The sequence below is a fragment of the Halorubrum tibetense genome (genome assembly GCF_055396225.1).
Map to the genome: position 1 here is coordinate 2237995 of NZ_AP043742.1, position 11700 is coordinate 2249694.

Genomic DNA, 11700 nt, shown 5'->3' on the forward strand with positions numbered 1-11700 from the left:
AACGGTGTCCCTCGCCCACTGACAGGGGGAACGTCCCGCTTTCGACAGCGTTCCGACCGGGTATACACAAACCTAACCCAGATTTCATTTAGTTCCCGACGAACGGATAAATATCCCGTTCTTCCCGATCGGAGGCGGTCGGCGTCGCGCCCGGTGTCGACCGCCAACCCATGGAAGACACCTCAGAATCGTCGTCGGCGTCGTCCGACGGCACCGAATCGTTGTATCGTTCGACCCGCTCGGCGTCTGAAGAGCGGATCGGTCCGGGCACCCGAGCCGGGCGGATCGGCCGGTCGCTCGCGGCGTACGCGTCGGGTGCGCCGTTCGTCGCGGCGGTTGCGGCGGTCGAGACGCTCATCGCCATCGTGCTGCTCGGGGTGCCGTTGTCGCCCGCGCCTGTCGTGGTCGCGCTCGTCGCGTTCGCGGTGTACACTATCGATCACGTCGCCGACGCTGACGCGGACACTCGGTCCACGCCGACACGCGCCATCCTCGCGTATCGCTACGGGGACCAGCTGATGGTCGCCGCCGCCCTGGCGTACGGGATCGCAGTCGCGTTATCGGTGCTCGGCGGGCCGTTCGCGCTCGTCATCACGCTGTTGCCGGGCGTGTTCTGGGTGCTGTACGCGTCCGACTGGCTCCCCACCCTCGGCGGGGTCACCGCGGAGGCCGCTGGGGAGCCGCCCCTCGGCGGCCGGGAAGACGGGTTCCGGTACCGGTTGCCGCGCGTAAAGGACGTGTTGGTGCTCAACTCGCTTCTCGTCGCGTTCGGATGGGCGGTCGCGGTCACCGTAATTCCCGTTGCGTTCGCGAGTGGGAACGGCGGGTCGATCGCCACGGTCGGGACGGGCGGCACTGCCGGGGTCGCGAGCGGCGCGGTCGCCGGTGGTGCCCCGCTCGTCGCCGTCGTGTTCGGGTACTTCCTGTTGCGATCGTTCGTCGACACCGAGCTCCCTAACGTCCGGGACGTGGAAGCCGACGCCACGGTCGGTGTCGCCACCCTCCCGGTCGTGTACGGCGTCGTGTCGACCCGCCGTGCGCTCTACGCCGTCGACGTCGCCACCGCGGCGCTCGTGACTGCCGCGGCGGTGACCGGACTCGTCGCGGTTCCGGTCGCCGGAGCACTGCTCGTCGGCGTCGGCGTCTCGATCGGTGTGACGGCGCTCGCGGGACGGATCGACGACCCCGCCGTGCTCGGCGTGGCCCCCGACTGCAGCTACTTCCTCGTGGGCGCGCTCCTCGTGGGGGTGCGGATGGCCGGCTGATCCGGATACGGACGGTTGGCCGATCCGCCCGGGACCGCGTCCCGCCGGCCGACGGCGGGTGCCAGCAGTACGGTCGTCAGATCCACGTTTTTCGCACAGTCGAACGATGCTGTCGGATCGGCTTGAGAAACTCATTTATGTACATATGGTATGGAATAAATAGTGATCCCGTTGAGCCCGCTTTCCATCGCGTTGCTCGCCGCGGTCGTCACCGGCACGGCCGCGGCGATCCTCGCGTGGCGCGAGCGGCCCGAGGCGGGCGCGACGTGGCTGTCCGTGCTGCTCGTCGGGCAGGTGTGGTGGACGACGTTCCTCGTGTTCGAGCTCGAGACGCCGACGCTGGCGGCGAAAGCGCTCTGGTACGATATCCAGTGGATCGGGGTCGTGACGATCCCGATCGCGTGGCTGCTGTTCGCGCTGGAGTACACCGGCCGGGACCGGTACGTGACGCCGCGGACGATACTCGGACTGGCGGCCGTCCCGCTCGCTACGCTCGTCGTCGTCGCGGCCGGGGACCCCGGAGGGTTGATCCGAGCGGATGCGACGGTCGCGGAGTCGCCGGTCGGTTCGTTTCTCCGCGTCGAGCCCGGTCCGTGGTACTACGTGATCGCGGGCTACACGTACCTCCTCGGACTGTTCGGCTCCGTCCCGATCGTCCAGCTCGTCAGGGACGATGCGCGGCCGTTCCGCGGGCAGAGCGCCGCGCTCCTCGTCGGCACCGCGGCCCCGTGGGCCAGCAGCATCCTCTACCTCTCCGGCGCGATCCCAGTGGCTGGACTCGACCCGACCCCGCTCGCGTTCGCCGTCTCGGGGGTTGCGTACCTCCTCGCGCTCTCCCGGTTCCGCCTGCTCGCGCTCGCGCCGGCCCCACGCCGTCGTGCCCGGCAGCTCGTGTTCGAACACCTCCACGACCCCGCGTTCGTCGTCGGAACCGAGGGGTACGTCGTCGACCTGAACCAGAGTGCCGTCGACGTCTTCGAGATCGAGCGCCGAACGGCGGTCGGCGAATCGGCGTCCGCAGTGGTGCCGCGATACGACGCGCTGGCGGACGCCGAAGTCGACCCCTCACCGCTCGTCATCGTCGGGGCCGACGGTCGCCGGCCGTACGAGGTGACGGTCCGAAACGTGACTGACACCCACAGTCGGTCGATAGGCCGGGTGGTCGTCTTCCACGACGTCGGCGACTACCTCGGCCAACAGCAACGATTGGACGTCCTCAACAGGGTGTTCCGCCACGACGTGCGAACCGAGACCAACCTCATCTGCGGCTACGCGGAGGTGCTCGCGGGCGACCCGACCGACGAGCGGGCACTCGGCGTCATCACGGAGAGTGCGACCCGCATTCTCGAGCTCAGCGAGCGGACACGTACCGCGAGCGAGCTGTTCGGTCCGACGGCGGACCCGCCGTCCCCGATCGCCCTCGACGAGGCCGTCAGGTCAGTTGCCGCGGAGCTCGCGGACGAACACCCACACGCGCGGGTTTCGGTCGCGGATGACCTCCCGGACGTTCGTGTTCCGGCGGTCGTCACCGTCATCGCCGAGAACCTCTGTTCGAACGCGATCCGGCACAACGACGCCGAGTCGCCGTCCGTGTGGCTCGACGCGAGCGTCGCAGACGGCTGGGCGGACCTCGTCATCGCCGACGACGGGCCCGGCATCGACGAGGCGGAGTACGAGGTGTTGGCGCGCGGCACCGAGACCCCGCTCGATCACGGAAGCGGGATCGGACTGTGGATCGTGAAGTGGGCGACCGACCACGTCGGCGGTAACCTCTCCTTTGAGCGACGGGAACCGTGCGGCACGACAGTGACCGTCTCGTTACCGACGGTCGGGGGCGGTGCGGAGACGACGGACTATCCCGACAACGGCAATCCCGGCGACGACTATCCCCGCGACGGCCCGAACGGGGACGATAGCCCCGTCGGCGTTCGGTAGGCACTTGTTCGGTCCGCCCGACTCGGGGACATGGACGCCACCTATCTCCCGTACGCCCTCCTCGCGATGGGGGCGTACGCGCTCGTCTCCCCTCTGATGCGCGTCGCGACGACCGGCCCGAACGCGGTCCCGAGCGACGTCGCGGTCGTCGTCTCCAACACGCTGCTCGTTGGAATGGCGCTCGGCGTGCTGTGGTACACGGATCAGGGGTTCACGACACATCTCTCGTCGCCGAAGCTGCTCCACGTGCTCGCGGCGGGCGTCTTCCTCGGGATCGGGATCCTCGCGCTGTACCGATCGCTGGCACTCGGGCCGGTGAGCGTGGTCACGCCCATCTTCGCGATGTTCCTCGTGTTCTCCTCGGTGATCGGATTCCTCGTGTTGGGCGAGTCGTTCACGGCCCGGAAGGCGCTGGGGATCGTCTTCGCCGCGCTAGCGGTGTACCTCGTTTCGGGGGCCTGACCGAGCGGGTCGCTGCCGCGGCCGACGGATACAACTCGGGAGCCGTCGAACGGACGGGTATGAGCGAGCTCCCTCTCGAACACGTCCACGTCGCGCCCGACGACCCCGAGAACGCCCCCGCCGTCTTCGTGTTACACGGCCGTGGGGCGGACGAGCGTGACCTGTTACCGGTCGCCGAGGCGCTCCCCGACGACCTCCACGTCGTCAGCCTCCGCGCACCGGACCCGCTTCAGGGCGGCTACACCTGGTACGAGCTCGACCTCTCCGGCGGCGGACTCCATCAGAGCCAACCCCACACGGCCGACTTCACGCGGGCGCTCGACCTGGTGGCGGAGAGCGTCGACGCCGCGGTCGACGCCTACGGGATCGACCCCGGCCGGATCGGGTTGCTCGGGTTCAGCCAGGGCGCGATCACGAGCCTCTCGCTGTTGCTGGACGCGCCCGACCGCTACGCGTGGGTGGTGGCGTTACACGGCTACCTCGCCGACACGCACGCCGATCACGATCCCGAGGGGATCGCGGAGGAGCCGGTGTTCATCGGCGCGGGCACCGGGGACCGCGTGATCCCCGAGTCGCGCGCGTCGTCCGCGGCTGACCGCCTCCGCGAGGTGGGTGCGGCGGTCACCTACGAGACGTACCCGGTCGGCCACGGCATCGGCGACGCGGAGCTGGCCGACGTGGTCGCGTTCGTCGAGGAGCACTACTGAGTCGGGGAACCGGAGCGATCGACGATGCCGGCGGCGGAGTCCCATTCCCCCCGCGACACGGCCCGGCGACGGGAGCCGTGCTACTCCGCCGCGTCGCCGTCGGCCGAGAGCGGCTCCGTACACCAGTGACAGAAGTCGATCTCCGCGTCCGTCTCCCGCCCGCAGTGCGGACAGTCGATCGTCGGGGGTGCGTCGTCGGCTTCCGTGGCCGGACCCGCCGCGGTGGCATCCGCTGGGGTAGACTCCGTCACGTGCGGGCCCGTTGCTGGTGGGTCCGTAGCCGACGAGATTCCGGTCGAGCCGTCACGGGACGACGAACCGCGTCCGGCCCGGCCGGTTCCGCCGGCTTCGGGTCGGTCGGACTCGCGGTTCGCCTCCGCGGTCACCCCCGTACGTCGCTGTCGCTCGTACTCGCGGTTGTTGCGGACCGCGACGAGGTAGGCGTCGAGGATGCTGGCGACGACGACCACGAGCGCGGGTGCGACGTCGGCTATCGGGGGGATCTCCCGCGCGAACAGCTGCTCCATCGCGGCGTCCGGGACGAGGAGGACGAGCGTCGCCGTGATCGCCACGTACCAGCCGAACGCCCGCCCCCACCGGCGTAAGTAGGCGTGGCCGAGCCCGGAGACGAGGACCGCCAACAGGACGGCGAGCCAGGGTCGCCGTCGGGTGAGATCGCTCATGCCCGGTGGGTACGAACCCCGGGACTGAGTAGTTGTCCCTCGGAGCGTTTATGTCCCCGAAACGCCGACCGTGAGACTATGCTCGGTATCGCGGCCGGCGACCTCGCCACGGGGCTCTGGTACGGGTTCATCGGCGTCGCCGTCTGGACCCTCCCGTTCGCGATCGCTTACCTCCTCTACCGGCGGTGGCGCGGGGAGGGCCCCGAGTCGCGACGGGAGGCGGAGTAACGCCGCCGTCGCGATCGCACCCGGGTGGACTCGCTCCCTGCGAGCGTCGGTCGCGGGTCCCGATCGCGGAGCTCGGTTCCGGTTCGATCACGTTTTCCTCCCTGCTCCCCGGACATCTGATATGACAGACACGGCGCTCGTTATCGGCGGAACGCGATTCATCGGACGACACACCGTCGCCGACCTGCTGGCGAACGGCTACGAGGTGACGATGCTGAACCGCGGGAACCACGAGGACCCGTTCGCGGACGACGACCGCGTGACCCACGTCGAGGGCGACCGGAAGAACGAGCGGGACCTCGAAACCGCCCGGCTCGCCGCGGAGCCGGACATCGTGATCGACTGCGTGGCCTACCAGCCGGCGGACGTCGCGACCGCGACCGACGTGTTCGCGGACGTCGATGGCTACGTGTACATCTCGTCTGGGTCGTCGTACGCGGCCGAACACGTCCCCAAACGCGAGGGCGTCACCCCGCTGGAGCCGTGTACGCCGGAGCAGGCGGTCGACGACGACCACGCCACCTACGGGAACCGGAAGGCCGAGGGGGATCGGGAAGTGTTCGCCGCCGCGGAGGCCGGCGTGAACGCGGCTGCCGTCCGCCCGTGTATCGTCTACGGCCCGTACGACTACACGGAGCGGCTCGACTACTGGATCGACCGCGTGCTCACCCACGACCGGGTCGTGGTCCCCGGCGACGGGCAGAACCTCTGGCACCGGGCGTACGTCGAGGACGTGGCGAGCGCCCTCCGGATCGTCGCCGAGCGCGGCGAGCCGGGGGCCGCCTACAACGTCGGCGATCGGCGGGCGCTCACCTTGGAAGAGACGCTCGAAACGATCGCCGACGCCGCCGGCACCGAGGTGACGGCCGTCCCCGCCAGCGAGGACGCGCTCGCCGCCGGGGACCTCGCGCCCGACGACTTCGTGTTGTACCGCGAGTACCCGCACCTGCTCGACACCTGTGCGCTCGCCGACCTCGGCTGGGAGTCGACCCCCGTCGACGAGGCGATGGCGCGAACCGTCGCCGAACACAGGGAGTCCGACCGCGACGGGAGCGAGTGGGACCCCGGACGCGACGCCGAGGAGCGCGTGCTCGGCGTGAAGGACACCTTATAAATCCCCGATCGAATGTAACCCTCCGATCGATTTTAATTCCCTCGACCGAATTCGAGGCCGTGGATCCGGGTTCGGGTCCTGCGGATCCCGGTCTCAGGTTTATATAGTATATTCATATACATATATGCGTGCTCGGTGCGGTCGGCGCGTGCCTACGAGCGCCCTGATAGGGCGCGAGTCGCACGCGCGAGGGATGCAGCGGTCGCTTATAAGCGACCGCTGCGAGGCTGGGGAGGCATGAGGTTCGGTTGCGGGACGGTCCCCGAGCGACCGGAACGACGCGTCGGACGCGACCCGTTCCACAGCGGCAGGTTCCAGCTGACAGCGAACCCGCTCGATCGTATATAAGTGGCCGGCGCTGTTGAGACGCCGAAACGGAGGGCGGGTTCACACGTCGTGTTGTGTAGGGAGACGAGTACGACACGTGGTGAGCAGTGGATTCCGATCAGTGCCCGTGAGTCACTGATCCGCTCCAGTAACTGGGCGGGAGATCCTGCCAATGAGCGCCGGTCAAGTGTGTTTTCGCCGCTGTAAAACGTGATACCCGATCAGCCCAGCCACGAACGCGACACCCAGATCGAACAGCAGGCCAACTACCCCGACAGTGATCACGAAGACGTACTCATCAGTCTGATCGAGACTCGTTCGGCCCAGCTGAACCGCGATTACGACGAGGATCACCCCCAGCATGGCGAGCGGATAGGCAGCGACGAGGCCGACACCGAGCACCGCCGCAGTCACGTAGCCCACCCCGAGAATGACGTTTGCCCCGGCCGTCCGAGCACCGAAGGCATACTTTCCAGCGACCCCGCCGCTTCCATGACACATCGGGAACGCGCCGAACGGAATCGCTGACAGATTCATCACACCCATACTCGTCGAGAGTTCGTCAGCGGAGATGTCGCGCTTGAAGTAATCCGAGAGCAACACCGACGTTGCTAGCGCCGCGTTTCCCAGCGTCATTGCCAGTTGCGCAACGGCGGCCTCCGCCGTGGCGAACGTCAGGTCCGTCCAGCCAAAGAGTAACATGCCGTCGGTCGTCGGAAGTCTCGGTGATGGGAGGCCGGTCCGGAACGTCGCGATCCCGCCCCCGATCAAGAGGACCACCACCGGGCTCAGATTCCAATAGCCGAGTCCAATCACCCCGAGTGCGATCAGCGCGGCGAGTACCGCCAGCCGGGGGTCGGCGAACCCGAGCTGAACCCCTGTTTCCAGTAACACCAACGCGACACCGAGTTGGACCCCGCGAACAACTGGCGAACCGATCGCGTCACCCAGACGCTCGAGAGCTCCAGTATAGCCAGCGACGAGCAGTATCAGTCCAAGCAGAAGGCCAGCGACGAGTAGTTCCCCGGTGGAAATCGCTCCAGCGATAATGAGTGCCGCCAACGCCTTCATTGGCTCGACCGAGATCGGCACACCGTAGTAGAGTCCCCAGATGATCTGACAGATTCCGAACCAAATGAGCATCACAGCTAGCGAGAGTTCGGTCAACGCTGCTATCGCCACGATGAGTGGAAGAACCGTAACTGAATCCCCTATCGCGCCGGTCACCTCGTTCCAGCCAATGGTGAGGACCGTTCCGCTTCGGGATTCGACTGAGATCCCCACAGTACTCGTTTATACCCAAGATTGAAAAGTCGTATGAGTGCCTAGATTCACTTTGAATACGTGCGATGCGAGACTACTATCGGTTACACCATCAGTGATAGTCTCGCCGATCTCGGCGGCGGTACGCGCTTAGAACCGATCCGCTGGATGCCGGCCTCGGGACCTGGCCCCCGCGCTCACGCTCAGTACGCCGCGTCCCACCGCGACGGTTTCCGGCGGTTCTCGCAGCTCAGACACTCGACGGCGTCCATCGTGTCGATCGCGACATCGGCGCTCTCGCAGTTGCCACAGAAGTAGCCGTACCGGTCTTCGTGGCTCTCGTCGGCGTATGCGGCGTAGAACGGGGCGTCAGACCCGCGCTCGCTCTCGTCGTAGGCGACGTAGACGGTGTCGCCGTCGCCCGTCTCGTAGATCGCCTCGCGGACGCTCCCGGTCTGCCCGATCCGCTTGCGGTAGAGCCGCTCCTCGAAGGACTCCTCGCCGATGTCGACGACGCGCTCGCCGGAGCGGTCGTACCCCTCGCGCTCGTAGAAGGCGGTTCCGGCCTCGTTGTCGACGAGCACTTTCCCCTCGATGCTGTCGACGTCGCGCTCGCGGAGCTCGGCCTCGACGCGTTCGAGCAGGGCGGAGCCGATCCCCGAGTCGCGGTGGTCGGGATGGACGTGGAGCCAGTCGATCTCGCCGACCCGCTCGCGGCGGTCCACCACGTAGCTCTCCGCGAACGCGACGACCCCGCCGTCGACGACCGCCACCGGACAGACGGTGTCCGGATCGGCGATGTCGTCGCCGACATCGGCCGCGCCGTACCAGTTCTCGACGGCCCCCGCCAACACGCCCTCGTCGACGGCGTGGCCGTATGAGGCGGTCAGCGACGCCAGTGCTACATCGCGGATCGATTCGACGTCGTCAGCGGTCGCGGCTCGCAAGTCCATGTATCGACGTTCCCGCCCGAGTACAAAAAGTTCCGCGCCGGGGTCGAGGCCGGGACCGGGACGCGGACTGCCGGAGGCGTTAGGAGATGGAGTACGCCGCGGCAGCCATCAACAAGAGGGCCAGCGCAAGTGCGAGGCTCATCAGGTAAGTGAGCGAGCGGTTCTCCCACCGGAGGTGCTGGAAGTACGCGACGATGAGGACGGACTTGATCGCTGCGGCGACCATCGTCCCGGCGAACGCTTGCCCGTAGGTGAAGAACTGGTCGAACTCGAAGAAGATGAACTTCGAGGCCGCCAGCACCAACAGGGCGACGTAGATCGCCGTGTACAGTTTGAGGTGGTCGGACGCCATCGTTGAGTGGGAGTTGGTTCGGGCACTTATAGAAGTATCCATCCGGATGAGGAGACGTATCTACCCGGACGAGCGGCGTATCGGACGCGACGAACGAGGGTGGAGAGCAGCACAGCGCGCGCCGCCAGCGTCGCCGTGGTGCCCGGACGAAACGCCTATCCGCGCGGCCCGCCGACCGGCGACCGGTCACGGCTGCGTCCGCGACCGGGGAATACACCGTGGATCCGCTCGAACCCGACGACGACCTGCTCGAGTCGCTGTACGTCATCAACAAGGTCGCCAAACGACTCGCCGACGAGGCGAGCGACGCGTACGACCGCGGAGACGTCACGCGGAGCAACGTCAGTTCGGCTCGGAAGGACGCGCTGTATCGGACGAAAACGACCGTCCTCAACCGGATCGTCGCTCACGATCCCTCCCTCGTTGAGGGCGAGTACCACGCGATCAACGGGGACGTCTGGCTGCTGCTCAGGGTGAACGGCTGGGCGTTCCACCAGCCCCCGTACGCGTTCGGGAGCGAGCTGACGGACCGGATCGAACTGGTCAACGATCCCGACGAGCCGCTAGACGTTCCCTACGTCCGGGAGTCCGCTGTTGAGCGGTCGGGCCGGTCGTTGGAGACTGCCCTCGTCGGCCTCGCGGACCGGGGCGTCGACGCTAACGACCACCTGGCACGGCCGACGATAAGCGGCGAGCGCGACCAGCTCGTCGACGTGCGCTGGTCCTGTCTCCGGTGATCCGGGGATCGATGAGGGGTAGCGACTCGCAGCGGTCCCTCCGGTTCCGTCGATTCCCTCACTCCGCCGCGGGCGTGGCCGAGTAGAGGTCCGGTAGACCCGCCTCGATCTCCTCGCGTCGGCCCTCCAGCCACTCGGGCAACACGAGCGACTCGCCCAGGGTGGCGCGGGGTTCGTCGACGTCGTAGCCGGGCTCCGCCGTGGCGAACTCGAAGAGGACGCCGCCGCGGGTCCGGGCGTACACGGAGCGGAACCACTTGCGGTCGATGACCTGGCTCGGCCGGAGCCCGTGCTCCTGTACCAGCTCGCGCCACGCGTCTTGCTCCTCGTCGGTCACGCGGTAGGCGACGTGATGGACGGTGCCCGCGCCGGGGCTGCCAGCTGGCGTCGCCGGATCGGTCACCACGTCGACGACGAACCCGATATCGCCGTGGGTCTCGAAACGCCGTCGATGGCTGGCCTCGTCCCGCTCGGTCTCCGTGTACCCCATCGCTTCCAGCAGCTCCACGGTCGCGTCGGCGTCCGACAGCGAGAGCTCGATCGCGAAGAACCCGCGGATCGCGTGGGTTTCGGGGACGGGGCCGGCCGGAGGATCGCCAGCTGGAGCGTCCGCCCGGGCCACGAGCTCGAGCGGGAGGCCGTCAGGGTCCTCGAACGCGACGACGGTGTCGCCGAAGCGGTCGATCGTCTCGACATCGAGTCCCTGTTCGCCGAGGCGATCAGTCCAGTAATCGACCGAATCCTCTGGGATCGTGAACGAAACCGCCGAGGCCTGTCCCGCGCCGACGCGGCCGGATCGGGCACCGACGTAGGGGAAGAAGGTCATGCTGGTGCCGGGGCTGCCGGCATCGTCGGCGTAAAACAGGTGATACACGCCGACGTCGTCCTGGTTCACGCTCCGTTTGACGAGTCGAAGCCCGAGCGTTTCTGTGTAGAACGCGTGGTTCGCGGTCGGGTCGCTCGCAATGGCGGTCACGTGGTGGAGCCCGGGCGTTTCGAGTGAGTCGGTCATACCACCGACTACGCGCCGCGGGTACTTGTACACGCACGAACAGGAACCGAACCGGCTGACGCCGGTGTTACCGGGTCGAGGCCGCTTCGTGTCCGAGGAACGACTGCCGGGTCGAGCGGCCGGTGTTCCTCAGTCGACGACCTCGATCGCGCCGAGCATCCCGTTGGCGACGTGGGGCGTACACTCGTACAGCTGGATCCCGTCGTCGTCGAAGGATTGCTCGAACACCTCGTCGGCGTCGTCGACCTCGTCGCCGCTGTCGAAGTCGGAGCTGGACTCCTCGACTGACCGGACGTTGTGCGCGCCGCCCTCGCCGGTCCACTCCCAGCGGACGGTCGTCCCCGAGTCGATACGGATCGCCGGCGGGTCGAACGCGAACCCGATGTCGCCGCCGCCGACCGCGACGACGACCTCGTCCTCACCGGTGTGGTCCTCGATGGTACCGTCGTACAGCTGCGCGTCGGCGAGGTACTCGTCGATGGCGTCCGGCACGTCCGCCGCGCCGTCGTCTCCGTTGTCGTCGGCCGCGCCGTCGTCCCCGTCGTCCGGGTCCTCCGGCTCCTCTTCGTCGGCACACCCCGCGAGCGCGCCGAGAGTCAGTGCCGCGCCGGTGCCGGCGACGTACCGCCGTCTGGAGAGTCTTTGTGACATCACACTACCGT

General features: G+C 67.7%; 13 protein-coding genes. 7 read left to right on the plus strand and 6 right to left on the minus strand.

What is annotated here, in order from left to right:
• The first annotated feature begins 170 nt into the window (after positions 1-170).
• The 4 genes from ACZ5TV_RS11190 to ACZ5TV_RS11205 all read left to right on the plus strand — a co-directional run bounded on the left by ACZ5TV_RS11190 (position 171) and on the right by ACZ5TV_RS11205 (position 4369).
• On the plus strand, positions 171-1265 hold the full coding sequence (locus tag ACZ5TV_RS11190; protein WP_464383844.1) for a UbiA prenyltransferase family protein: 1095 nt from the start codon (positions 171-173) through the stop codon (positions 1263-1265).
• A gap of 162 nt (positions 1266-1427) precedes the next feature.
• Positions 1428-3200 carry a histidine kinase N-terminal 7TM domain-containing protein gene (locus ACZ5TV_RS11195; protein ID WP_379782201.1) on the plus strand — a complete coding sequence of 591 codons (1773 nt, stop codon included), beginning with the start codon at positions 1428-1430 and terminating at the stop codon, positions 3198-3200.
• Positions 3201-3230: 30 nt separating this feature from the next.
• Positions 3231-3662 (plus strand): EamA family transporter, encoded by a 432-nt coding sequence (locus ACZ5TV_RS11200; RefSeq protein WP_379782199.1) that lies wholly within the window; start codon positions 3231-3233, stop codon positions 3660-3662.
• A 59-nt stretch (positions 3663-3721) separates the two neighbouring features.
• Positions 3722-4369: an alpha/beta hydrolase gene (locus tag ACZ5TV_RS11205; protein ID WP_379782197.1), complete on the plus strand. Its 648-nt coding sequence runs from the start codon at positions 3722-3724 to the stop codon at positions 4367-4369.
• An 80-nt stretch (positions 4370-4449) separates the two neighbouring features.
• On the opposite strand, the gene ACZ5TV_RS11210 is transcribed toward ACZ5TV_RS11205, so the two are convergent.
• Positions 4450-5052 (minus strand): DUF7575 domain-containing protein, encoded by a 603-nt coding sequence (locus ACZ5TV_RS11210; RefSeq protein ID WP_379782195.1) that lies wholly within the window; start codon positions 5050-5052, stop codon positions 4450-4452.
• Between the two features lie 78 nt (positions 5053-5130).
• Here ACZ5TV_RS11210 and ACZ5TV_RS11215 point away from each other — a divergent pair, with 78 nt between their 5' ends.
• Both ACZ5TV_RS11215 and ACZ5TV_RS11220 read left to right on the plus strand, forming a co-directional pair.
• Positions 5131-5280: a hypothetical protein gene (locus ACZ5TV_RS11215; protein WP_379782193.1), complete on the plus strand. Its 150-nt coding sequence runs from the start codon at positions 5131-5133 to the stop codon at positions 5278-5280.
• A 121-nt stretch (positions 5281-5401) separates the two neighbouring features.
• Complete coding sequence (locus ACZ5TV_RS11220; protein ID WP_464383845.1) at positions 5402-6394, plus strand: NAD-dependent epimerase/dehydratase family protein; 993 nt, start codon at positions 5402-5404, stop codon at positions 6392-6394.
• 510 nt (positions 6395-6904) lie between these two features.
• Here the strand turns inward: ACZ5TV_RS11220 and ACZ5TV_RS11225 are convergent.
• From ACZ5TV_RS11225 to ACZ5TV_RS11235, 3 genes are all read right to left on the minus strand, one after another.
• Complete coding sequence (locus ACZ5TV_RS11225; RefSeq protein ID WP_379781789.1) at positions 6905-7999, minus strand: putative sulfate/molybdate transporter; 1095 nt, start codon at positions 7997-7999, stop codon at positions 6905-6907.
• Between the two features lie 188 nt (positions 8000-8187).
• Positions 8188-8937 carry a GNAT family N-acetyltransferase gene (locus ACZ5TV_RS11230; RefSeq protein WP_379781779.1) on the minus strand — a complete coding sequence of 250 codons (750 nt, stop codon included), beginning with the start codon at positions 8935-8937 and terminating at the stop codon, positions 8188-8190.
• Positions 8938-9016: 79 nt separating this feature from the next.
• On the minus strand, positions 9017-9289 hold the full coding sequence (locus tag ACZ5TV_RS11235; RefSeq protein WP_379781781.1) for a cytochrome C oxidase subunit IV family protein: 273 nt from the start codon (positions 9287-9289) through the stop codon (positions 9017-9019).
• 218 nt (positions 9290-9507) lie between these two features.
• Between ACZ5TV_RS11235 and ACZ5TV_RS11240 the strand changes: the two genes are divergently transcribed.
• Positions 9508-10026 carry a hypothetical protein gene (locus tag ACZ5TV_RS11240; RefSeq protein ID WP_379781783.1) on the plus strand — a complete coding sequence of 173 codons (519 nt, stop codon included), beginning with the start codon at positions 9508-9510 and terminating at the stop codon, positions 10024-10026.
• A gap of 58 nt (positions 10027-10084) precedes the next feature.
• Here the strand turns inward: ACZ5TV_RS11240 and ACZ5TV_RS11245 are convergent, their stop codons facing one another.
• Positions 10085-11038 carry a ring-cleaving dioxygenase gene (locus ACZ5TV_RS11245; protein WP_379781785.1) on the minus strand — a complete coding sequence of 318 codons (954 nt, stop codon included), beginning with the start codon at positions 11036-11038 and terminating at the stop codon, positions 10085-10087.
• 129 nt (positions 11039-11167) lie between these two features.
• Positions 11168-11689, minus strand: a complete 522-nt coding sequence (locus ACZ5TV_RS11250; RefSeq protein ID WP_464383846.1) for a halocyanin domain-containing protein — start codon at positions 11687-11689, stop codon at positions 11168-11170.
• Positions 11690-11700: the final 11 nt, after the last annotated feature.

Excerpts from the sequence above, each read along its gene's own strand:
- ACZ5TV_RS11190 (WP_464383844.1), top strand. The coding sequence starts at position 171 with ATGGAAGACACCTCAGAATCGTCGTCGGCGTCGTCCGACGGCACCGAA.
- ACZ5TV_RS11210 (WP_379782195.1), bottom strand. The coding sequence starts at position 5,052 with ATGAGCGATCTCACCCGACGGCGACCCTGGCTCGCCGTCCTGTTGGCG.
- ACZ5TV_RS11245 (WP_379781785.1), bottom strand. The coding sequence starts at position 11,038 with ATGACCGACTCACTCGAAACGCCCGGGCTCCACCACGTGACCGCCATT.
- ACZ5TV_RS11200 (WP_379782199.1), top strand. The coding sequence starts at position 3,231 with ATGGACGCCACCTATCTCCCGTACGCCCTCCTCGCGATGGGGGCGTAC.
- ACZ5TV_RS11235 (WP_379781781.1), bottom strand. The coding sequence starts at position 9,289 with ATGGCGTCCGACCACCTCAAACTGTACACGGCGATCTACGTCGCCCTG.
- ACZ5TV_RS11220 (WP_464383845.1), top strand. The coding sequence starts at position 5,402 with ATGACAGACACGGCGCTCGTTATCGGCGGAACGCGATTCATCGGACGA.
- ACZ5TV_RS11250 (WP_464383846.1), bottom strand. The coding sequence starts at position 11,689 with ATGTCACAAAGACTCTCCAGACGGCGGTACGTCGCCGGCACCGGCGCG.
- ACZ5TV_RS11205 (WP_379782197.1), top strand. The coding sequence starts at position 3,722 with ATGAGCGAGCTCCCTCTCGAACACGTCCACGTCGCGCCCGACGACCCC.
- ACZ5TV_RS11230 (WP_379781779.1), bottom strand. The coding sequence starts at position 8,937 with ATGGACTTGCGAGCCGCGACCGCTGACGACGTCGAATCGATCCGCGAT.
- ACZ5TV_RS11215 (WP_379782193.1), top strand. The coding sequence starts at position 5,131 with ATGCTCGGTATCGCGGCCGGCGACCTCGCCACGGGGCTCTGGTACGGG.